At 55.6% G+C, this 21159-nt stretch carries 18 protein-coding genes; 6 read left to right on the top strand and 12 right to left on the bottom strand.

What is annotated here, in order from left to right:
- Window positions 1-2: 2 nt before the first annotated feature.
- The 4 genes from AC2VLR_RS07210 to AC2VLR_RS07195 all read right to left on the bottom strand — a co-directional run bounded on the left by AC2VLR_RS07210 (window position 3) and on the right by AC2VLR_RS07195 (window position 4773).
- The gene (locus AC2VLR_RS07210) at window positions 3-2570 is read right to left on the bottom strand and encodes a putative bifunctional diguanylate cyclase/phosphodiesterase (protein ID WP_486881509.1); all 2568 of its coding nucleotides are present in this window, start codon (window positions 2568-2570) and stop codon (window positions 3-5) included.
- Window positions 2571-2838: 268 nt separating this feature from the next.
- The gene (locus tag AC2VLR_RS07205) at window positions 2839-3453 is read right to left on the bottom strand and encodes a ferritin-like domain-containing protein (RefSeq protein WP_486881508.1); all 615 of its coding nucleotides are present in this window, start codon (window positions 3451-3453) and stop codon (window positions 2839-2841) included.
- A 95-nt stretch (window positions 3454-3548) separates the two neighbouring features.
- Window positions 3549-4235, bottom strand: a complete 687-nt coding sequence (locus AC2VLR_RS07200) for an anti-sigma factor (protein ID WP_486881507.1) — start codon at window positions 4233-4235, stop codon at window positions 3549-3551.
- Window positions 4222-4773, bottom strand: coding sequence for a sigma-70 family RNA polymerase sigma factor (locus AC2VLR_RS07195; protein ID WP_486881505.1), 552 nt, complete (start codon window positions 4771-4773; stop codon window positions 4222-4224). Before AC2VLR_RS07195 ends, AC2VLR_RS07200 begins: the two co-directional genes overlap by 14 nt.
- 156 nt (window positions 4774-4929) lie before the next feature.
- Between AC2VLR_RS07195 and AC2VLR_RS07190 the strand changes: the two genes are divergently transcribed.
- Entirely contained in the window at window positions 4930-5454 is a 525-nt protein-coding gene (locus AC2VLR_RS07190; RefSeq protein WP_486881504.1) for a hypothetical protein, read from the top strand.
- On the opposite strand, the gene alaS is transcribed toward AC2VLR_RS07190, so the two are convergent.
- The 6 genes from alaS to thiL form a co-directional block, all read right to left on the bottom strand.
- A complete protein-coding gene (gene alaS, locus AC2VLR_RS07185) occupies window positions 5451-8084 on the bottom strand; it encodes an alanine--tRNA ligase (protein ID WP_486881503.1) in 2634 nt (877 codons plus the stop codon). The genes AC2VLR_RS07190 and alaS overlap by 4 nt on opposite strands.
- Before the next feature lie 24 nt (window positions 8085-8108).
- Window positions 8109-8552, bottom strand: a complete 444-nt coding sequence (locus tag AC2VLR_RS07180) for a regulatory protein RecX (RefSeq protein ID WP_486881598.1) — start codon at window positions 8550-8552, stop codon at window positions 8109-8111.
- A gap of 27 nt (window positions 8553-8579) precedes the next feature.
- Window positions 8580-9617, bottom strand: a complete 1038-nt coding sequence (gene recA / locus AC2VLR_RS07175; protein ID WP_486881597.1) for a recombinase RecA — start codon at window positions 9615-9617, stop codon at window positions 8580-8582.
- Window positions 9618-9807: 190 nt separating this feature from the next.
- Window positions 9808-10653 (bottom strand): CinA family protein, encoded by an 846-nt coding sequence (locus AC2VLR_RS07170; RefSeq protein WP_486881502.1) that lies wholly within the window; start codon window positions 10651-10653, stop codon window positions 9808-9810.
- Entirely contained in the window at window positions 10650-11138 is a 489-nt protein-coding gene (locus tag AC2VLR_RS07165; RefSeq protein ID WP_486881501.1) for a phosphatidylglycerophosphatase A family protein, read from the bottom strand. Before AC2VLR_RS07165 ends, AC2VLR_RS07170 begins: the two co-directional genes overlap by 4 nt.
- Window positions 11128-12150, bottom strand: a complete 1023-nt coding sequence (thiL, locus tag AC2VLR_RS07160) for a thiamine-phosphate kinase (RefSeq protein ID WP_486881500.1) — start codon at window positions 12148-12150, stop codon at window positions 11128-11130. Before thiL ends, AC2VLR_RS07165 begins: the two co-directional genes overlap by 11 nt.
- A 214-nt stretch (window positions 12151-12364) precedes the next feature.
- On the opposite strand from thiL, the gene gluQRS reads away from it, so the two are divergent.
- From gluQRS to hflD, 5 genes are read left to right on the top strand one after another with little or no spacing between them, the layout of a single operon-like run.
- Window positions 12365-13303, top strand: coding sequence for a tRNA glutamyl-Q(34) synthetase GluQRS (gene gluQRS, locus AC2VLR_RS07155; RefSeq protein WP_486881499.1), 939 nt, complete (start codon window positions 12365-12367; stop codon window positions 13301-13303).
- A complete protein-coding gene (gene sfsA, locus AC2VLR_RS07150; RefSeq protein ID WP_486881498.1) occupies window positions 13285-13983 on the top strand; it encodes a DNA/RNA nuclease SfsA in 699 nt (232 codons plus the stop codon). The genes gluQRS and sfsA overlap by 19 nt, the downstream gene beginning before the upstream one ends.
- 32 nt (window positions 13984-14015) lie before the next feature.
- A complete protein-coding gene (gene map, locus AC2VLR_RS07145) occupies window positions 14016-14825 on the top strand; it encodes a type I methionyl aminopeptidase (RefSeq protein WP_215843181.1) in 810 nt (269 codons plus the stop codon).
- Between the two features lie 2 nt (window positions 14826-14827).
- Window positions 14828-17422, top strand: a complete 2595-nt coding sequence (gene glnD / locus AC2VLR_RS07140; RefSeq protein WP_486881497.1) for a [protein-PII] uridylyltransferase — start codon at window positions 14828-14830, stop codon at window positions 17420-17422.
- Between the two features lie 38 nt (window positions 17423-17460).
- Complete coding sequence (gene hflD, locus AC2VLR_RS07135) at window positions 17461-18114, top strand: high frequency lysogenization protein HflD (protein WP_486881596.1); 654 nt, start codon at window positions 17461-17463, stop codon at window positions 18112-18114.
- Between the two features lie 11 nt (window positions 18115-18125).
- Here hflD and AC2VLR_RS07130 read toward each other — a convergent pair whose 3' ends face one another.
- Together AC2VLR_RS07130 and AC2VLR_RS07125 are read right to left on the bottom strand one after the other, a co-directional pair.
- On the bottom strand, window positions 18126-20303 hold the full coding sequence (locus AC2VLR_RS07130; RefSeq protein WP_486881496.1) for an acyltransferase family protein: 2178 nt from the start codon (window positions 20301-20303) through the stop codon (window positions 18126-18128).
- Window positions 20304-20333: 30 nt separating this feature from the next.
- Window positions 20334-21110, bottom strand: coding sequence for an SGNH/GDSL hydrolase family protein (locus AC2VLR_RS07125; protein WP_486881495.1), 777 nt, complete (start codon window positions 21108-21110; stop codon window positions 20334-20336).
- Between the last annotated feature and the right edge of the window lie 49 nt (window positions 21111-21159).

Genomic DNA, 21159 nt, shown 5'->3' with positions numbered 1-21159 from the left:
TGTTAATTGTCCAGAAGTACCGGTTTGTAGCAGCGTACCCAATCAGGAATGGCTGCAGCCGGCATCGGTTTGGCGATGGCGTAACCTTGCAGCAGATTCACCCCCAGCCTTTCCAGCTTGCGCGCATGTTCCAGAGTCTCCACGCCCTCCGCCACAATTTCCATCCCCAACGCCTGGGCGGTAGAGGTGACGCCAGTGACAATGGCCAAATCCTTATCATCCACCAGAATATCGCGCACAAAACTCTGATCAATTTTAATGGTTTGCGCCGGTAATCTCTGCAAATAGGTCAGTGAGGCATTACCCGTCCCGAAATCATCCAGAGCAATGTGGATACCCAGCGCATTAATGGCCTGCAAGGTCATGATAGCCGAAGGGAAATCCAGCATCGGTGCACTTTCCGTCACTTCGAGTTCAATCAATTCACGGGGAAAATCGGGGTAACGTTCCAGAACAGCATGCATATCCTGCATAAAGCTGGAATCCAGCAAATGCCGGGCACTAATGTTGATACCTATCCGCAGCCGAATCCCTAGCTCCAACCAAAGTAGTCCTTGATGGATGGCACTATCCAGCACAAAACGCCCGATTTTCCCTGCCAGCAGCGGATGATCCAGCGCACTGAAAAAAGTTTCGGGGCTCAGTAGCGTACCATCCCTCCTATCCAGGCGTAACAGGGCTTCCACGCCGAGCACCGGACCGTGCAAGGCCACCAGGGGCTGATACCACAGCACCAGGGCGCTTTCTTTCAGCGCTTGTTCGGCAAGGCGAACCCCCTCAGCAATGGCTTGCTGACGCGCTTCCAGAACCTCGTCATAAAAAGCAAAAGTATTGCGACCCGCCGCCTTGGCTGCATACATCGCCAGATCAGCCAGGCGCATCAACTGCCCGGGAGTGTCTGCATCCTCGGGAAAAGTTGATAAACCAATGGTTGCCGACACAGTGACCAGGCTGCCCAGCACTTCTACCGGATCAGTAATTTTTCTTAAAGCCTGAGCCAACATGGATTCGATGACGGGTTTATCGAGAGGGGAAAGAAGAATCAAACCAAATTCATCGCCGCCTAGACGGGCAATGATATTATCCTTACCAAAAAGCCTTTTCATACGTTTCGCCAAGGCTTTCAGCAACAAATCTCCACTATTGTGCCCAAATAGATCATTGACTTGCTTAAAGCCATCCAGATCAAGGATGGCCACATAAAATTTTCGCTGATCTCGACCATCATGCTGACAGATCTTTTCCAACTCATGTTGAAACAGTAGCCGATTGGGTAATTGAGTCAAATAATCATGACCCGCTTGATGCGCAAGTTGCTCTGCCAATTGCCGACGTTGCGACACATCATGAAACACCAGAACTACCCCGAGTATTTCTCCACTGCGCGAACGGATCGGCGCAGCCGAGTCTTCAATAGCATACTCTGATCCATCGGCACTGATCAGCGTGGTGTGATTGGCCAAGCCTACAACCCGACCTTCGTCCAGCACTCGACGGACGGGATTAGCGACTGTCTCTCGCGTTGTTTCATTGATTATCTGAAACACCGTGTCTAAGGGTTGTCCTTGTATTTGGGCAATTTTTTTACCCAGCATATTTTCCGCCACGGCATTGGCACCGGTTACTCGCGCCTGAGTATCTGTAGTAATGACGGCATCACCGATGGAAGCCAGCGTAACCTCTGCACGCTCCTTGGCCTCCCAAATAGCCGTCTCTGACTCATAACGTAACTGTTCCTGTAACTCTGTTGAGCGGCGCAAATAGTGATAAATCACCCAGCCCAATAATCCCAACAGGACAATGACCACAGAAGGGCCTGACATACTGCGGCCCCACATCCCCCATAAACTACTCCGCAGCACACTCGCACCGGCAACCAGCGGATAATGGGGAGTATCCTCCACCGCTCCCAGCCGCCACTGCCCTACGGCTTTGGAATACCCCAGATAGACTCCGCCAGTAGAGTGGACGTGGGAAGCTACATAACGTGCCGCTATACCCGTTTGACGTACCGCAAAGGAAGTTTTATTCGGTGGCGGATTACGGGCAACCAGATATCCATCCCGCCGGATTAAAAACAAGCCGGTATGAGTCTGCAAGGGATAACCTGACCACGCTTTCAAGCCGCCATCAGCCAATGGCATCAATAATGTAACACAGAGAACCAGATGATTATCCAGAAACACGCGTCGTTTGAAAGGAATAAACCACTCATTGTTGCTGATATCCGGAATCAAAGATCCGATATAAAAATTCCTGGATAATTTATAGAAGTGTTTATTTTCATACGCTGAATTTCTCAGCAATGGACCAGGATCGTGATCCATAGCATGCTCTTCAACGAGCAGTGGCCCCCCGGGAATTTCCAGATAAATCGATTGAATCTCTGGCTGTGCTATTAGATACTTATTTAATAAGTGTTTATAATCTGGATGTTGCTTGGTGGATAAAGCAGCCAGAGCATCTGCCAGAAGATCTGTAGAAGACTGAATACCGGAAATATCCAGGGCAGTGCTCCGGGCTAGGGCGACCGCCAGAATTCGCAGGTCACCACTTTCCTCAGCATACACCTTATTCCAGGTATAAATACCTACCAAAAACCAGGAAACTACCAAAATAATAATAAAAGCCCATGCAAAAACTCTTAGTAACCTGCTGCTATAGGCTTGTGATGCTAAGTTTTTTTCGCCGGCTTGGGGCATGGGTCTAAGTTATCCATTAGAGTTGACTAAATACTTTTAACCAGTTTTCCGGATATTTTCAAGAAGCGCCCACAACAAAAAGATATGGTTTCATGCGGAAACCATATCTGTAGATAACCCAGGTACCCAGTAAAAATTAACTGGGCATGGCAGAAATAAAGGCGGCTGGCACCGGGAACTCACCCAGAGCGCTCCGCAGTACAGCAAAATGCATGGCTTCATCGCCTTCAATATTGGCAGCCGCATGCGCCAGTTCGGGGTTACTGAATTCGGGTACGGTGCCCAGGTAGGCCTTGGCCGCGCCGACTTCCAGGCCAGCCGCAAAATGCAGAACATCATTTTGGGTCTTGAGCTTATCCAGCGGGAATCCCCAGGTGCTGGCGAGTTTAGTGATGGGTGCTTTCAAAGAAACTTTCGGGGCCACCGGTGTCCCTCCCAGTTTTTTGATGGTTTCTGCAAGAATGGCGGCATGGGCCTCATGATCGGCCTGAAAGGACAGAGCCACCTTGAGTAATGCCGGGTCCAGCAGTTTACTTTCGGCACCGACCTGATAAGCAGCAATGGCCTGATGCTCGGCATTCAGCGCAAAATTCAACAAATACAAATCATGTTTGGGACCTTTGGGCATGGCGGCAGCTTCCGCAAGCGCCGGCATGGTCAGACTGCCGACTGCGGCCATTCCCAAACCGAACAAGGCACTTTTCTTGAAAAAATCGCGACGATCCAGACCAGCATTTTCCATTTCTTTCATGATGTTCTCCTGAGAATGCAGCGGCCCTATTGCCGCCGTCATTGATGATTACGCAGTTGCCTGTGCTACGGATGCATTCCGGTGATATGTTCGATTCAACTGCTGAGTTGTGTGGAAAGGATATCGGCCTTGTATAGCACCGCCGTAGTAGGCTGCCCCGTCGGTGATCCTCCTGCCGGTTCCAGGGTCACTGCAATCAGGGCCACCTTATGCATATTCAGATGGTCCGGAGTCAGCAATATGGGAGTGCGTCCCGGGCGGGTGGGTAACAAGCCCATGGATATGGGTTTTTTACCCGGAACAATGGCCCAGAGCTGCAGGGATTTGTCTGCCGGCACCGGCATGCTGCGCATGGTCACCAGGGCCATATGATGGCGATTGGCCCGCAACATCCACACCGGCTGGCCCGCCGTATTATTCAATACTGCCATATAAGGCATGGCAGGCGGCGCTGGCCAGACCAGCAGCAGCACCACTGCCAGGGCCAGACCTGCGGACAGGGCACGCCATAGCCCTGCTTTCTGCCACCAGCTGAGCACTGGTGACGGCCGCTTCGGCAACTGGGCAGCTACACCATGCCAGACGGAACGCGGCGGTGCCAGCGGCGTTTGCGGGAGCGTATAAGGCATCAAGAGGTCTTCCCATTCCGCTACTCGCGCCGCCAACCAGGGATAGGCGCGTAGCATGCGGGTAAAACGCAGGCGTGCCCTGCCCCGCAAAGTACCCAACACATAGGCCCCTGCGAGACTGTCAGCAAGCTTTGGCCACTTATTCAGATGCATGATGTAAACAATCTCGCAAACTCAATAACCCCCGGCGAATCCAGCTTTTCACCGTACCCAGGGCCTCACCCGCAAAGCGCGCTACTTCTTCATAACTAGCCGCCCGATAAAAGGCCTGGGAAATGGCCTGGCGCTGATCACTGGGCAGTCGTCCCAGACAGTCCTGCAAGCGTTGCCTTTCGGAAGACATGGGAGCATCGGGAGAGGATTCCTGCCCTCCCCAGTGTTCCCAGTCTTCTTCTTCCCAGCCGGGCTGATCCTTGGGCAGGCGCCGCAGATCATCAATGGCCTGATAACGGACAATGGCTGCTGCCCAGGCCAGTGGCGCGCCACGACCTATTTGATATTCACTCGCCTTTAACCAGATTTTCACAAATGCATCCTGTAAACACTCGGCCGCCCGTCCTTCTTCTCTTAATATACGCAAGGCCACCGGATACAGATGCGCAGCCGTCGCATCGTAAAAATCCCGAAACGCCTGCTGATCCGCCAGTGCTATTTTCTGCAGGAGTTTTTCCAGTTCGGCAATTTCAGGCACTGCTTATCACCGATACCTGATAAACAGAAATTCACAGACTGCTGCTCGATTCATGGGATCGTACCGTTTATGCTGTCTTTCATTGTCATGAGCATAGCGCAAAAGCCTGGAGCATGACCATGTATAAAATAGTGAACAATTTTCGGAGAGGAGAAAATGATGAAAACCACCCACATGAAAAACAAGATGCTGCTGCCGCTATTGATCGGCACATTGGGCTTGAGTGCCACCGCCCTTGCTGCCCCCGTGGACATTCAATTGAATGTGGGCACCCAACCGGTATATGCAGCGCCGGTATATACTGCACCAGTTTATCCGCCAGCCATTCTTTCGGCGCCACCCCTGATGGTCTGGCTCAGCAATCTGGGGGTTTATGCCGCCTATGGCGCTTCTCAGCCCATTTTTTATCAGGGCTCCAATTACTACTATTATTACGGGAATCGCTGGTGGTCGGGTCCGGGCTATCGTGGTCCCTGGCGACCCATCGCTGCGCCGCCTCCAGCCTTGCGGCACTGGAACCACCGCGACTGGCAACGTATTCAAAAAGACGCAGAACGGCATTCCCGGGACCCCCATTGGCGACATTTCCGTCCTGACCATGGTCACGGACCCCAATGGCAAAGACCGGACCGGGGACAGGGAGGCCATGGACATGGTCGTCCCTGGCAGAATGATAACTAGACCAGCCGGCTTCTGACCCAGTCGCGGGCGGCCTGAAGAGCTGTATCCAGCGCCTCCGGGTTGCCTGCACCAGCCTGCGCCATATCCGGGCGTCCACCCCCTTTTCCTCCCAGGGGCTGGGCGACCACATTGACCAGCTCACCGGCATGAATACGCGCAGAAAGACTTTTCGTCACACTGGCGAGCAGGGCGACCTTTTCTCCGTCAACCCCCGCCAGCACAATCACCGCTTCGGGTAACTGGCTGCGCAAGCGATCGAGGGCGTCACGCAGGGCCTTGCCATCCATGCCTTCCAGACGGCTGATGAGTACCGGTACCCCTGACATGTCTTCTTTTTGGGCCGCGAGGTCGGCACCCGCACGGGCGGCTTCATCCCGTTTGATTTTTTCCAGTTCTTTTTCCAATTGCCGTAAACGTTCCAGCGTCTGACCCAGACGCTGATCCAGCTCAGCCGGGGCCACCTTGAGCATGCCTGCGGCAGCTTGTAGACGCTGTTCATCACGCTGGATGATGTCCAGTGCACTTGCCCCCGCTACCGCCTCAATCCGGCGAATGCCAGCGGCTACTCCAGTTTCACTGAGAATCTTGAAAACGCCCATATCTCCCAGGGCCTGAACGTGAGTTCCTCCGCAAAGCTCCAGCGAGAAGTCGCCCATCTGCACCACGCGCACCTCGTCCCCATATTTTTCACCAAAGAGGGCCATGGCACCCATGGCCTGCGCCTCGGCAATGGGCAGTACCTGGGTATGGGCGGCATGATTTTCCCGAACCACGGCATTTACATCCCGCTCAATATGGCGTAACTGTTCCGCTGTCAGCGCTTCAGGATGACTGAAATCAAAACGCAGACGCTCGGCATTGACCAGTGAGCCTTTCTGCTGCACATGGGCACCGAGAGTATTGCGCAAAGCGGCATGCAGCAAATGGGTGGCGGAATGATGAGCCGCCGTTGCCCGGCGGGCGACTTCATCGACGCTGGCCAGTACGCTGTCGCCCCGTTGCAAACGCCCGGATTGCAGCGTCCCCAGATGCACATGCAAACTGCCCATGGGCTTCTGAGTATCGCGCACCTGAAAAAGCGCATTTTCTGACTGCAATTCGCCGCGATCACCAGCCTGCCCACCTGACTCCCCATAAAAAGGCGTCTGGTCGAGAATCACTGCGCCCTGATCTCCCGCATCGAGAAAAGCCACCTCTTCGCCATCGCGCAGCAGGGCCAGCACCTGACCTTCGCCGGCGCACTGGGCATAACCCGTAAATGCCGTAGGGGATAGACGCATGGCCAGATCATGATAAACCCGTTCGATTTTGACCTCGCCACTACCACTCCAGGCCGCACGGGAGCGATTGCGCTGCGCCGTCATGGCGGCTTCATAACCCTCCATATCCATGCGCAGGGCTCTTTCCCGGGCAATATCAGCGGTCAAATCCACCGGAAAACCATAGGTATCGGCGAGACGGAAAATGATCTCGCCGGGAATGGCCGCATCGCCAGCCAGTCCGGAAATGGCATTTTCCAGCAGATTCAGACCGCGTTCGAGGGTTTCCCGGAAACGGGTTTCTTCACGTTCCAGAGCCCGTTCCACATCGCGCTGAGCCTTGGCTAGTTCGGGAAAGGCGCCGCCCATCTCCTGCACCAGGGGAGCGACCAGTTTGTGAAAAAATACATTTTCCATGCCGAGTTTGCGGCCATGGCGTACCGCCCGGCGAATGATCCGGCGCAGGACATAACCACGCCCCTCATTGGCGGGCAGGACGCCATCGGTAATCAAAAAACTGCAGGCGCGAATATGGTCTGCCAACACTCGCAGGCTGGTGTCGGTGGCCGCATCCTCTCCGTATTTTTTGCCGGAAAGGTCTGCGGCTGCGGCAATCAGAGGCTTGAAAAGATCCGTATCGTAGTTGTTATGGACGCCTTGCAGCACCGCCGCCAGCCGCTCCAGACCCATGCCCGTATCCACGGAAGGTTTGGGAAGTGGCGTCAGTGTGCCGCTGCTGTCGCGGTCAAACTGCATAAAAACCAGATTCCAGATTTCGATGTATCGATCGCCATCTTCTTCCGGACTACCGGGAGGGCCACCGGGAACATCAGGACCATGATCATAAAAAATTTCCGAACAGGGACCACAGGGCCCGGTATCGCCCATGCTCCAGAAGTTGTCCTTCGCCCCGCACCGGGAAATACGCGCGGGATCGATGCCTATGTCATTGATCCAGATCTGCGCTGCTTCGTCGTCTTCCTCATAGACCGTAATCCAGAGTTTGCCGGCAGGTAACCCCAGCTTCCCGGTCAAAAAGCGCCAGGCGAAACCGATGACTTCCCGCTTGAAATAATCGCCAAATGAAAAATTGCCGAGCATTTCAAAAAAAGTGTGATGCCGGGCCGTGTAGCCGACATTTTCCAGGTCATTGTGCTTGCCACCGGCACGCATGCAGCGCTGGGAAGACACCGCCCGCTGATAGGGACGCTGCTCAAGTCCCAGAAAAACGTCCTTGAAAGGGACCATGCCGGCGTTGGTAAAGAGCAGGGTCGGGTCATTACGGGGAATCAGGGAGCTGGAGGGTACAATCTGATGACCCTGTTCTACAAAATAATCCAGAAAAGCTTGGCGAATGGCTTGCGCTTGCATCGGTCTTTCGTCGTCCATTAAAAACTAATCGTTAAAATCATCCGGATTTTTACCCGCATCCGCCAGCACCCGGCGAATCTGTTCAGGCAAAAAGCCCCTTCCCGCCAAAAACCTGGCACGTCGGGCATAATCCCGCGCATCTTCAGGTACACTATCACCAAAACGCTTGCGATAGGTCGCCTGGGCCTGAGCCTGCCAGTCCAGGGCTTGCTCCTGCCCTGCACCCGCTTCGATTTCCACTCCGGCACGGTGCAAATCCTGACGCAGACGCAAGGGGCCGTGCCCCTGACGCAGGCGGGTGCGCGTCAGCATTTCCGCATAGCGCCGGTCGTCCTGATACCCGGCGGTTTGCAGACTATCGAGCACCGTCTGCACCTGCGGCGCCGCAAAACCGGCATGCAGCAGTTTATCCTGCAGCTCCTTGCGACTGTATTCGCGTCGTGCCAGCAGGCGCAATGCCAGGGTCATGGGGTCGGGGGAGGCGTTTTTGGCCAATTATTCCGCTACCGCAGGCTCCGCCACATCATCGGTGAAAGCCAGTGGATTTCCGGCGGCAGCCGCACGCACCTGTTGCTCAATCCGCGCAGCCAGCTCCGGATGTTCCTTGAGGTATTGCCGGGCATTATCCTTACCCTGACCAATCCGCTCGCCCTGATAGGAATACCAGGCCCCGCTTTTTTCAACGATCTCGAACTTGACACCCAGGTCCACCAGTTCGGAAAGACGGGAAATACCCTCGCCATAGTAAATGGCAAATTCGGCCTCGCGGAATGGCGGAGCGACCTTGTTTTTGACCACTTTCACCCGGGTGTCATTACCCATGACCTCGTCACCCTTCTTGATTGCGCCAATCCGGCGGATATCCAGGCGCACCGAGGCATAGAATTTGAGGGCATTACCGCCTGTCGTGGTTTCCGGGCTCCCGTACATGACACCGATTTTCATGCGAATCTGGTTGATGAAAATGACCAGGGTATTGGTCCGGGAGATATTGGCGGTCAGCTTGCGCAGCGCCTGGCTCATCAAGCGCGCCTGTAAACCCACATGGGAGTCACCCATGTCGCCTTCGATTTCCGCCTTGGGGGTCAGAGCGGCTACCGAGTCCACCACGATCAGGTCCACCGCGCCGGAACGCACCAGCATATCGGCAATCTCCAGCGCCTGCTCGCCGGTGTCCGGCTGGGAAACCAGCAGATTTTCCAGATCCACCCCCAGCTTGTGGGCATATCCGGGATCCAGCGCGTGTTCAGCGTCGATAAAGGCGGCGGTGCCTCCAGCCTGCTGACAACTGGCAATGGCGTGCAGGGTGAGCGTGGTTTTACCTGAAGATTCCGGCCCGTATATTTCCACAACTCGACCGCGCGGCAATCCTCCGACACCCAGGGCCAGATCCAGACCCAGGGAGCCGGTGGAATAGACGGCGATATCCTTGATGGCATCGTGGTCGCCAAGGCGCATTACCGCGCCCTTGCCGAACTGCTTGTCAATCTGGGACAAAGCGGCCGCAAGGGCCTTGCTGCGTTGATCATCCATCATGCTGTCCTTTTCTGAATAATATGAAGATTTTCCACTCAGGCTTTGCCCTGCAGCGGCCTGCTCCGGGTGTCCGGGCAATCCTCACCCGGTTATCCAATCGACTTTCGGGCATTCTACCTGAGCGCGGGCAATGGGCAAAGACACCCGGCCTGAAATCCGGCCCTGAAATCCGGCCCGGGAATCTGTCTCAGCAAAGCAGCAGACCCAGCAAACCGCCCAAAGCCACTGAACCGGAGGCAAACTGCACCGTCCAGCGATCGCCTGGAAAATGACAGGTGCGCACCTGTTGCGGGCCGTCGCGTCGCCCCCAGGCAATACAGACCGTGCCTACCGGCTTGCCGGGGACAGCTCCGCCGGGGCCGGCAATGCCGGTAATGGCAGCACCCAGGTCAGCTTCCCGCAATAATCCATGGAGCATTTCCAGGGCGGTTTCCTCAGAAACAGCCCCATAGCGCATCAGGGTTTTGGCCTGTACGCCCAGATAGTGACGTTTGGCCGTATTGCTGTAAGTCACCAGTCCCTGCTGCAAGAGTGCCGAAGACCCGGACAAGGCGGTAATGCGAGCCGCCAGTCCCCCACCGGTACAGGATTCGGCCAACGCCAGACGCGGGCCGCCGGCTTTGGGACATTGCTGCAGCAAGGCCCATTCGGGAGGTGCCATGGCCAGATCAAAAGTATCCTGGGTGATATCGTCCAGCCAGAACTCACCGGGCAGAATTTCGCGACCGCGTCCCTGATCGGTAAAGCGACTGAAGCTTTGCGGGCAGGCGGGCAGTGAGGACTTTGCCCAGTCCTGCACGGCCTGCCAGTCCCCGGCCGGAATCAGCGCGTGTTCCGGAAGCTTTTTCCAGATATCACCGTTGGGAAAATCACCGATGGCCAAGGCTACGTCATCCTGATCCGGCAGCACGGTAACCAGTTCAATACGCGCCTCGACACCGGCGCGTTGAGCCCAGGCCTGCAAGCGCTGGGCATCCGCCAGAGCTGCCGGGCGCAGAGGTAAATAAATTCGCAGAATATCTGCTGCTGTCATAACCATCCCATTCCGCGCATTCCCAGCAAAATCAACCAGGCTGGAAGCGCCGCTGCCATATCATCCAGCATGATGCCTGTTCCGCCATGAATATGTCGATCGAGCCAGGATATAGGCCAGGGCTTGAGCATATCGAAAAACCGGAAGAGCAGAAAACCGGCGAGCAGCGTCCACCAGGTAAAGGGAAACCAGTACAAAGTCAGCAGTAAACCCACCCATTCATCCCAGACAATGGCGGGCGGGTCCAGAGCCCGTTTTCCGCTAGCCCCCCGGCGTAAATCCTCTGCTGTCCGGCCACAGAGCCAGGGACCGGCAACTATCATGCAAAATAGCACGGCCGTATATATCCAGAGATTCTGCACAAGCAAAACCAGCAACAAATAGAGGGGAATGGCGGCAATGGTCCCCATGGTGCCGGGCAGAACGGGCGCCAGACCGCTGCCACCCCCGAATGCCAACCAGTGGTACCAAGGCCTAGAAAACATGCTGGTGCCCCCGGTTCATGGGCAAAGACAGGGACTGCCCCTGCCAGTACAAGTCGACATCCTCGGCAGCATGAGGATCGGCGGACAAAACCTCCCCCACCGCCGTGACCGGCAAGGCACAGTTTTCTCCCAACTCCATGAGGATACGGCTCAGGGCCAGCGGCGCGCAGAAAATCAGCTCATAATCATCTCCGCCGGTCAGAGGCCAGCGTAGCAGGCGCTGCAGATCTCCATCAATACATTCGCGCAAAGCTGAACTGAGGGGAAGATGCTCAAGGTCGATCCTGGCCCGCAGCCCGGAAGCCTGGAGAATATGACCGAGATCCGCCAGAAAACCATCGGAACAATCCAGGGCGCACGTCACCCCGGCCGACAGTGCCGCCCGGGCAAAATCCAGACGCGGCTGCGGACGCAAACGCCGGTTTTCCAGAAACCAGGAGTTAGCCTCCGAACAGTCTATACCCCAGCCGGGCAGTCCGCGTGACACGAAAGCCCGGTCCAGGGCGGCTGCAGCATCGCCCAGAGTGCCGGTTACCCAGATCTGATCACCGACACGGGCAGCATCCCGACGCATCACGCCCTGCTCCACCACTCCCAGCGCGGTGATGGACAGGGTCAGGGGACCATCGGTAGCCACCGTGTCACCACCCACCAATGCCACATCTGCGCGCTCAGCCAAAGCCCGCCATCCTGCTGCAAAATCCTGCAGCCACTGCCCATAGCCCTCGGCCAGTGGCGGCAATGCCAGACTGAGCAGACACCAGCGGGGAATGGCACCCATCGCCGCCAGATCACTCAAATTGACGGCCAGAGCCTTCCAGCCCAGGTCGGCGGGATGGACATCCGCAAAAAAATGGCGACCCGCCACCAGCGTATCCATGCTGCTCACCAAAGTCCGTCCTTCGCTATCCAGCCAGGCTGCGTCATCCCCAATACCCAGCCGCACGCCTCGCCCGGCATGCTCCAGAGCCTGCTGTAACTGCTTGATGAGTGCAAATTCTGCGTTTGCCATATTCCTTCCCGCCGCGCTCAAAACGCAGTTTCATGTTGCAAGGGCTCACGGGGATTACCCTCGTTAGAATAGAAGGCATAGCCTTCGACGCGAAAAATCACCGGCATATATGTACTTGCTTCCCTGTGCTAGATTGTGAGGAATTGTACAGTAATCCAGGGTAAACCATAGTCCGTATAAAGCGGTTCTGAACAGAGGCCGAACTGAGCAGCGTGTGCATACTGTTTTAGCATTCTCCCCGACGAGGGGCCAGGACAGGCCTGTCATCGGTCGCTTTGCCCCCTCCCCCAGCGGTCCTCTTCATGCCGGCTCGCTGGTCGCCGCGATTGGCAGCTATCTCAGTGCCCGCTGTCAGGACGGAAGCTGGCTCCTGCGTCTGGAAGACGTGGATGGGGATCGGGTGCGCCCGGGTGCCGCCGATCAGATTCTTCGGCAACTGGAAGCCCTGGGGCTGGAGTGGGATGGCCCGGTCTGGCAACAATCCTCTCGCCATGAAGCTTATCAGGAGGCTCTCGAAACATTGATCCAGGCTGGTCACGCCTATCCTTGCGCCTGTAGCCGTCAGGAAATCCGGTTGCACGGGGGACGTTATCCGGGCACTTGCCGCAATGGCCTCCCACCCGGGCGCATCCCACGATCCTGGCGGCTGCGGGTGTCCGGGGAGTTACCCCTATGGGAAGACCGCTTTCTTGGCTGGCAGAATACCCCTCCTGAACAGGGTGATCCTGTTTTGCGGCGTGCCGATGCGTATTTTGCCTATTTACTGGCTTGTGTGGTGGATGATGGCGTTCAGGGCGTCACTGAAATCATTCGCGGCGGCGATTTACGTCCATTTACCGGCGTGCAGCGCTACCTGCAAAGCCTTCTGGGTCTGCCCCATCCTGACTATGGTCATCTGCCTTTAATCTGTCATGGCGATGGCCGCAAATTATCCAAAAGTCAGCACAGCCCTGCCTGGGCGGGAGATCCCGGCTACGCCTGGGAGGAGACTCTGAAATGCTTAGGCTGGACCACCCCGGCCAGCCTCCACGGCGCGCCCGCTGGCGTATGGCGAAACTGGGCATTGTCGGAACTGCAAGACAAGTCCCGGTCCATATCCTGGCATGTCAGCGCCACAAGCATTAAGCTGCCCCCATGCAGCTACCCGAACTGATTCCTGCCACCCTGCTCCGCCGTTATAAACGCTTTCTGGCTGACTGCCAGCTGGCATCCGGGGAAGAAATCACCATTCATTGCCCCAATTCGGGGAGCATGACCAGCTGTGCGGAACCCGGACAGCCCATTCTCGTTTCCCACAGCGACAATCCCCGCCGCAAGCTCGCCTGGACCTGGGAGTTATACTGGAGTGGGCACAGCTGGGTCTGCATCAATACGCAGCGACCCAATGCCATCGTCGCCGAAGCCATTAGCAGCGGCCAGATACCCGTCCTGAACGGTTATAGTGAGCTGCGCCGGGAAGTACCATATGGTCAACATGAGCGGGTGGATATCCTGCTCCAGGAGCCCGGGCGTGCGCCCTGCTACGTGGAGGTCAAATCCTGCACCTTGCTGGAAGCCGATGGCGTTATCCGCTTTCCTGATGCGGTCAGCACCCGCGCCCTGCGACATCTGACGGCGCTGCGCGCAGTGGTGAAAAATGGCGGGCGCGCGGTGATGTTTTTTCTGATAGGACGGGAAGATGGTCGGGGTTTTGCCCCCGCCGACCGGATAGACCCGGCCTATGGCCAAGCCCTCCGCGAGGCACGCCGAAGCGGTGTGGAAATTCTGGCCTACCGGAGCCGGGTCAGTCCTGATAAAATAGAGATTGACGCGGCAGAGGAGCTGCTGTTTTAGCCTCTCTCATTCTATCGCCCAGGAGAATCCCCATGTTACAACGTCGCAAGAGCCCTCCCCAGGGTAATATCAAAACTCCCGAAGAAATCGAAAAAATGCGGACTGCCGGGCACTTGACCGCCATGGTGCTCAATATGATCCGCCCCCATGTCAAAGCAGGCATCACCACCGGAGAACTGGACCGGATTTGCCACGATTACATCGTCAACGATCTGCAAGGCATCCCCGCTCCGCTGAACTATCAGCCCAGTCCGGAATATCCGCCCTTTCCCAAATCCGTTTGCATCTCCCTCAATCATGTCATCTGCCATGGCATTCCCGGAGATCGGGTCCTGAAAGATGGTGACATGCTCAATATTGATGTAACGGTCATCAAGGATGGCTATCACGGTGACAGCAGCAAGATGTTCACCGTCGGTGAAGTCCCCCTGCGCTCCCGTCGAGTAATGGAAGTCGCCCACGAAGCCATGGTCCGGGGTATTCAGCAGGTCCGTCCCGGCGCCACACTGGGGGATGTCGGCCACGCCATTCAGGTATTTGCAGAAGCCCAGCATTGTTCGGTGGTGCGGGAGTTTTGCGGTCATGGTATCGGGCGGGTATTTCACGATGAACCCCAGGTACTGCATTACGGTAATCCCGGTGAGGGAGTTGAATTGGTACCGGGCATGACCTTTACCATTGAGCCCATGATCAACGCGGGCAAACGCCACATCAAGGCGCTGCCGGATGGCTGGACCATTGTGACCAAGGATCACAGCGCCTCGGCGCAGTGGGAACACACCATTCTGGTGACTGATGACGGGTATGAAGTACTGACCCAACTCCCCGGCGATCCCATCTGAACATGTCCGCATCCGGGGCTGCTGACGCCCTGCCGACTATCCTGGAAAACCTGCGCCAGGAAAGGGCGCTCCTGCTCGCCGGGTTTTCTCCCCGGAGCAATGGCCGCGCCTTTTTGCGCCAGCATGCGGCCCTGGTGGATAAAATCCTATGCCGACTCTGGAAGCACATGGAATCCCGGCTTACCCTGCAGGACTCTGCGCTCAGTCTGATAGCCGTTGGCGGGTATGGACGTGGTGCCCTGTTTCCCGGCTCGGATCTCGACCTGCTGATTCTCACCCCGGCCCGGCTCAGCAAACCTGTCGAAGACTTTTTGCATCAGTTTCTGACGGCGCTGTGGGATTTACAAATGACCGTAGGCGCCAGCGTCCGTTCCATACCGGAATGTCTGGAGCAGGCGCGTGAGGACCTCAGTATTGCCAGCACCCTACTGGAAACCCGCTATCTCTGTGGTTCTCTTGAACACTATGAAGAGCTGGAAGAAGCCCTTCGCGCCAACCCTCCCTGGAAACCCGCTGTGTTTTTTGCAGCCAAACTGGCCGAGCAGGAGAGCCGTCATGCGCGCTGCAGTGATACGGCTTTTCATCTGGAGCCCAACCTCAAGGATGGCCCGGGCGGCCTCCGGGATATTCATCAACTGCAATGGTTGACCGCTGCGATTTTTGGAGATATCAGCCTGTCCTGTCTGCGCCGCGAAAATCTGGTCAGCCCCGACGAATATCGGCAGCTGTTGCGGGCCCAGGCATTTCTGACCCGGCTGCGCATTGCCCTGCATGAAGCCACTGCCCGCCATGAAGACCGGCTGCGTCTCGACCAGCAACGGCCACTGGCTGCTCAATTAGGTTATTTGGAACGCCCTGGACGCAGTCCGGTAGAGCAGCTCATGCAAAAACTTTACCGGGCTTTTGCGGATATTCTGCGTATTTCCGCCATCGCCCAGGAAAATATTGCCCTGCATCTGGCTGCCGGAGGCAAAAATTCTGTAAGCCCGTTGAATACGCCTCAAGCAGCAACCGCTTTGCGGGCTGATGATCCGCAGTTATTGCAGAAAATCCTGCGGCTGTTCCGGGAGCTGGCCGAAAACCCTCTGGGCACCCCCCTGGATGCCCTCACCCAGCGACAACTCTACAACTTACGTGCGCAGGTGCATCCCCATGATCTGGAACAGGATCCGATTGCCAGAAGTGAACTGCTGAGCCTGCTGGCGCAGCCGGAAGGCGCCTATCACAGCCTGAAAATCATGCAGCAATGCGGTATTCTTGGCCGCCTGATTCCCGCTTTTGCGCGCATTACCGGACGTATTCAGCATGACTTGTTTCATGTTTACACCGTTGATCAGCATACCCTCTTTCTGATTAGGAACATCGGTCAGCTGCATCGCCGGGAAGAACAGCAGATGTCTGTTCTGAAACAGGCCTGGATACAGGTGGATAAACCAGAATTACTGATACTGGCAGGGTTGTTTCATGATATCGGCAAAGGTCGGGGTGGTGATCATTCGCAAATTGGCGCCCAGGAAGCCCGACGGTTTGCCCAGCGTCTGCATTTATCACAGCGCGACAGCGAGTTGATCATCTGGCTGGTGGAGCAGCACCTGCAAATGAGCACCGTATCGCAACGGCGGGATCTGGAAGACCCCCGGGTCATTCAGGATTTCGCCAGAACTGTGGGCGATGAAAGACATCTGGCTTACCTGTTGCTATTAACCGTCGCCGATATGCGTGCCACCAATCCGGATCTCTGGAATGACTGGAAGGGCCTGTTACTCAGTACCCTGTATCGCGCCACCGCCCGTGAACTGCAGCAGGAAGACCGCAACCGGCAGGGCATTCCCCAGATCGTCCGTGATCGGCAGGAAAGTGTGCTGCATACTCTGAGCGAAGAGGAACAGACCCGCGCCAAAGTCCTTTGGCAGCATTTATCCGGGTCTTATTTTTTACGTTATAACGACCATGAACTGCTCTGGCACACGCAGCAAATTCTGGCCCATAACACGCGAAAAACTCTGGTTGCAGTGCGCCCGCACCAACCGGAAGGTAGTGAAATCCTGATTTACGGACCCGACCGCCCCGGTCTGTTCCAGCAGATTACCGGGGCCCTGGACCGGCAATCCCTGAACATCATCGACGCGCGCATCGACACCAGCGAAGATGGTCGCGCTATCGATACCTTCCTAGTAATCGACAACAGTCACGCCTTTGCGCAAACGGCGCAGGCCAATCAGGATCTGGCCACCCGCCTGCGGGCCATTATTGAAGGGGAAAGCGAAAGCAAACCTCATTTCGGGCTGCGCCATCGTGATCCACGCCACCGCTTTTTTGCCCAGCGCCCTGCCGAAATCCTCATCGATAACCATGCCCTGCCCCGTTATACCCTCCTGGAAGTGCGGGCAGCCGATCAGCTCGGGCTCCTCTATCGCGTCGGTGAAGTCTTGCGCTCCCTGCAGCTGAATATCCATGGTGCCAAGGTATCCACTTTTGGCGAGCGAGTGGAAGACACTTTTTTCATCCTCAACGAAAGGGGACGGCAATTGACTGAAAACCAAAGAAAAACGCTGACACAAACTCTACAATCCATGCTCAACGAAACACCACGCTAATCCATGTTTCCCTATCCCGAGAGCAAGACAGCATGAGCATGTGGCATTTTATGATTCCCGGGCCGGCCCGCCGTCGTGATCGGACCCTGGCACTGGCGGGCATCCTGCGCAGTGCTTTGCTGGTCCAAAATATAGCCCGCAACGGTGAACAACCCGGAGACTTGCTGGCCCCCTGCATTCACAGCATTCTCGCCCTGGAAAGTCCGGATATCCGCGAGGCTCTGGGCAATATCCAGAGCTTGCGCCAACCTCTGGCCCTGCTCTGTCCGCTCCTGCAACGCGGCCCGGCCAATGCCCAGGAGGCGGAGCTGCTGCGCTATGCCATGGCCATGAACAGTCTCAGTAAACGACTGGTAAAAAATGTAGCAGCAGTGCAGCGGGTACAGGAAGGTATCCAGCAAGCCCAGCGTCAGGTCCAGCATTTTGGTGACAATACCCAGAGCAGCGTCATTGCCGGTCTGGCGCAAACCTACACCGAGGCCATAGGAACTTTGCGGCCGCGCATCATCGTCAGTGGCGATAGCCGCTTTTTAAGTGACCCCGATGATGCCGCCCGCATTCGTACCCTATTGCTCAGCGGGATTCGTGCTGCAGTCCTTTGGCGACAGGCGGGCGGTCATATTCCAGGGAGCCTGCTTGAACGACGCAGCCTTTGTCAGGAAGCAGAAGAGCTGCTCGCCCATACCGGTTGATCCTCTCGTGCTTAATGCGCGTCGGGTAAAGCGCCGTTCAAACCTTGCAGGCTTAATCCTGGAGCATTGCTGACGGCAGGAGCCGTGTCACCTCCTGCACTCCTCAACGGCGCGATGGCGAAGCCCTGGATATGGGTTGTGGGCATAACCATGTTTGCCGGAGGACGCGGCGTTGACCGCCCGGCGCCGGGCACCGGATAGGTGCTTGCGGTGCTTGCGGTGCTTGCGGTGCTTGCGGTGCTTGCGGTGCTTGCGGTGAACTGCGTCGCAAGGCGCCCGGACAGATGACGACCTGCTGATACGGATACCGGCGCAGTTGTCCCGGAAACCGGCTGAGGTTGCTGATAACCCATGGAATAGAGCTTGGCAAGCACGGCATTCACGAGGGCCTGCGCACCGTCCCAGGTCAAGTGGACCTGATCAGGATCAAAATAGTTGTATTGGTCATGGCTGATCCGATCCCAATGCAATAAATAGACGTTGGGATATTCTGCCTTGGCGCGTAAATACTGACTTTTCACCTCATCTTCCCAAACCCGGGGCACGTTGGGAATGATCAGTAACACCTTGCGATCTCCGGCCTCGTGCATCACCCGATCCAGATCCGGAGTGAATACATCCCCATTACTGCCCAATTCCAGAACAATATATTGAATATGGGCGTTTTGCGGTTCTGCCAATTCCTGTTGTAACACCCCCGGCGCCCGCGAAAACTGGCGACCGACTTTACCATCCAGAATCGCGTTGGGCAGCTGATGAATGACAAAACCCGACCAGCCCAAGAGGATGGAGTCAGTCACCACCAATACCTGCTTTTGGGGATAAGCCGGATTCTGGCGAATCTCCTGACCGTTGTACAAATAACCCGGCTGCGGATTGGGTTGCCAGGCAAAAGAACCGGCCGCCGGCGCTCCAGAAAGCCCATCCGATGCATTGAGGATACTGGCTGTCCCTGCTGACGGAGCGACATTTCCGGAATGCCGTAATGCCTGCAACGCCTTCTGCAGCTGGGCGATTTTTTCCGCCTGATAATGTTTGTATAATTCAAAATGTAAGTTTTTTTCACGTTCATGAATAAACTGGCGATTGACCACCACCGAATTAAACCAACCGGCAATACCCAAACCCAGAATGAAAGCCACGGTAAGCGCACTTTGCATGGAAAATGGATGCCGCGACTGTTTGCCAAAAGCTTTCTGGATGCTGACCTCCACAAAAGCATAGGTCAGCACCGACAAGAGCAGAATAATCAATACCGAAAGCACGACCAGCGCATAATCAGCCGCGCCATGATAAAAATAATACAACAGAGAGATGACCGGAAAATTCCATAAATACAGGGAATAGGACATTTCTCCCAAAGCGCCAGCCAGTTGCCATTTTATCTGCGCGAAAACCGCAGATCTTTCTGCCGCAAAAATATACAAAGCAGTCAGTAACAAAACAGGCAGAGAATACACTACATAATTCAGATAGGGCGCCAGCAACAACAAGGCAAGAATACCCAGCCCTGCCATAAGAGCTCCGAAATCATAGAGCAGGGATGGTTTTTTTATCTCCCGGCCATGGAGAATCATGTATCCCAGAATGCCGGCAACATAGGAAAACCCATGCCAGGGTAGCATATAGGATGCATTCAGATGATGATGGATACCCAGCCAGAAAGCACCAGCAACAGCAACCAGCATCAAGACCAGCATGAGCAGAAAATACAGCCGCTGATTGCGGATGACGCTCCGTATTAAAAAATGCAGAACGTATAATTGCACCAGCAGTGATATGAACCACATACCAATAAAGGGATGAGGCATAGCAAATGTCTGAAAATACGGTATATGATGAAAAACCAGATAAAAGTTATAAATAAAAAGCGATGAATAAATGGCGGGCTGCCAGCTGACAAGATGCAGAGCAACCCCCAGAATGGCGACTATCCAGGTGACCACCAGCATGGGGATCATAATGCGGGAAAGCCGTTTCTTGAAAAATAATCCCAGGCTCTGCCAAAAACCTGCATTACTGCTGTTACGAATGGATTTTTCTATCAGATATCCGGACACGAACAGAAATACATCGACCCCGAGGTAGCCACCCGAAAACCACGGACTGCTAAAAGTGATGGTTTCATGAACATGAAAGCCGATAACGCCCAGCATGGCGAGAAATTTCAGATAATCCAGATAGAGCATACCAGCAGACCTGCCAATAAAAATATAGGGTTAGTTTTTTGATTCAGTTTTTTGAATATCACTGGCTATGGCATGGACCATCACCTGAATGCCCTGCCAATTGGGATGGACCAGATCAGTCCAGAAATACTGGGGATGATCACGGCTGAGCAAGTCCCAGCGTACCAGATGGACATTGGGATGGGTGGCAGCGGTTTGCAGGTATAATTGCTGTACTTCGTGTTCCCAGGAACGGGGCATTTCCGGCATCACCAGAAATACCTGACGATGACCAACCATCTGCAACAATTCCTGCATATCGGAGGGGAGTACCTCACCGTTGGTGCCCAATTCGATGACCACATCACCAACGCCTTGGGTAATACGGGTTTGCTGCATGGTCTTCCAGATGGGAATGGCACTGGAAAACTGCCTGCCCACCCGGCCACTGATGAGCGCATTGGGAAATACATGGGCAAAGTAGCCCGACCAGCCAGTCAGAATACTATCTCCGATAATAATGACCCCGATGGGATAGGTTTTGGGAAAACGCAGAACGGAACGGGCATCCAGCACATAATCGGGATTGGGAGATTGGGAAAAATCCTTGTGGGCATCAATGATGGCCATTTGATCCAGATAACGCTCTGGCTTTTGAGGAGCAGCAACGGCGGCTGTTCTGGCAGGAGCCGGAAGATTTTCGGGACGCGGCTTGACGGCATAGGAACTGTTTTCATCCATACAGGCGGCAAGGCTCAGAGAAACAAGGACCAGGAGACTGAATTTTGTGATTCGGCCGAAGATTTGACGAAATATCTGCGATGACATGCGCATCCTTACCGGGATTTTTGTGGGCCAACTGTAACAACAAAATGGA

Source organism: Acidithiobacillus sp. TH-A117 (genome assembly GCF_057473465.1).
The sequence above is the reverse complement of the archived record's forward strand: the minus strand, read 5'-3'. Positions and strand labels throughout refer to the sequence as shown.

What these genes read in the sequence shown, in the direction of transcription:
- AC2VLR_RS07205 (WP_486881508.1), bottom strand. Translation starts at nt 3,453, where the DNA reads ATGAAAGAAATGGAAAATGCTGGTCTGGATCGTCGCGATTTTTTCAAG.
- AC2VLR_RS07200 (WP_486881507.1), bottom strand. Translation starts at nt 4,235, where the DNA reads ATGCATCTGAATAAGTGGCCAAAGCTTGCTGACAGTCTCGCAGGGGCC.
- AC2VLR_RS07190 (WP_486881504.1), top strand. Translation starts at nt 4,930, where the DNA reads ATGATGAAAACCACCCACATGAAAAACAAGATGCTGCTGCCGCTATTG.
- alaS (WP_486881503.1), bottom strand. Translation starts at nt 8,084, where the DNA reads ATGCAAGCGCAAGCCATTCGCCAAGCTTTTCTGGATTATTTTGTAGAA.
- AC2VLR_RS07180 (WP_486881598.1), bottom strand. Translation starts at nt 8,552, where the DNA reads ATGACCCTGGCATTGCGCCTGCTGGCACGACGCGAATACAGTCGCAAG.
- recA (WP_486881597.1), bottom strand. Translation starts at nt 9,617, where the DNA reads ATGGATGATCAACGCAGCAAGGCCCTTGCGGCCGCTTTGTCCCAGATT.
- AC2VLR_RS07170 (WP_486881502.1), bottom strand. Translation starts at nt 10,653, where the DNA reads ATGACAGCAGCAGATATTCTGCGAATTTATTTACCTCTGCGCCCGGCA.
- AC2VLR_RS07165 (WP_486881501.1), bottom strand. Translation starts at nt 11,138, where the DNA reads ATGTTTTCTAGGCCTTGGTACCACTGGTTGGCATTCGGGGGTGGCAGC.
- thiL (WP_486881500.1), bottom strand. Translation starts at nt 12,150, where the DNA reads ATGGCAAACGCAGAATTTGCACTCATCAAGCAGTTACAGCAGGCTCTG.
- sfsA (WP_486881498.1), top strand. Translation starts at nt 13,285, where the DNA reads ATGCAGCTACCCGAACTGATTCCTGCCACCCTGCTCCGCCGTTATAAA.
- map (WP_215843181.1), top strand. Translation starts at nt 14,016, where the DNA reads ATGTTACAACGTCGCAAGAGCCCTCCCCAGGGTAATATCAAAACTCCC.
- glnD (WP_486881497.1), top strand. Translation starts at nt 14,828, where the DNA reads ATGTCCGCATCCGGGGCTGCTGACGCCCTGCCGACTATCCTGGAAAAC.
- hflD (WP_486881596.1), top strand. Translation starts at nt 17,461, where the DNA reads ATGTGGCATTTTATGATTCCCGGGCCGGCCCGCCGTCGTGATCGGACC.
- AC2VLR_RS07130 (WP_486881496.1), bottom strand. Translation starts at nt 20,303, where the DNA reads ATGCTCTATCTGGATTATCTGAAATTTCTCGCCATGCTGGGCGTTATC.
- AC2VLR_RS07125 (WP_486881495.1), bottom strand. Translation starts at nt 21,110, where the DNA reads ATGTCATCGCAGATATTTCGTCAAATCTTCGGCCGAATCACAAAATTC.